This window comes from Bartonella sp. AU15XJBT (assembly GCF_028618615.1).
Lineage (GTDB): Bacteria > Pseudomonadota > Alphaproteobacteria > Rhizobiales > Rhizobiaceae > Bartonella.
This window is the reverse complement of sequence record NZ_JAQITG010000114.1, coordinates 1-500: the sequence shown is the minus strand read 5'-3', so window position 1 is coordinate 500 and position 500 is coordinate 1. Positions and strand designations below refer to the sequence as shown.

Annotated in this window: 1 pseudogene; it reads left to right on the top strand. The window is 41.8% G+C overall.

Going from position 1 to position 500, the window contains the following annotated elements:
* Positions 1-500, top strand: a pseudogene (locus PVV57_RS10420) (filamentous hemagglutinin); the annotation flags it as partial.

The following is a 500-nucleotide window of genomic DNA, read 5'->3' as shown; positions in this document are numbered from 1 at the left end:
GATCACGATCCCCTTTATTTTACATACTTCCCCCAAGCTGAAGACTGGGAAGTAGAAGTAGGGATAGCGGTTTTTCAGAAGCTTCTGGAAGGTAAACTTTTTTTTGGATTGACCAATTCGACCAAGAAGTTCCAGAATACAATGTATCTTTATGGCAATGACGGATTACATATTGATGGGCACAGCCGTGGTAGTATGACGGCAGGTAACGGAATGCATGATTTTGAAAAGCGTGGTATTCACGGTATAGCAGGCAACACGAGTATCAATCTTTTTGGTCCAGCTTACAACGCTCAATCGATGGCTAATACACTTGATTATTTAAGTGATGGCAAGCAAACCTCTGTCGGTTTAGAAAACCACGCATATGACTTTGTTGGTATAAAGTTTGGTGGAAATCCTGCTACTTTTGATAAGATCCCTGCTGGCAGTGGTCCCTGGAACGAGGCATGGAGAATATTTAAAACTTATCCTACTGTTCATGCTTGTTATGGTCATGC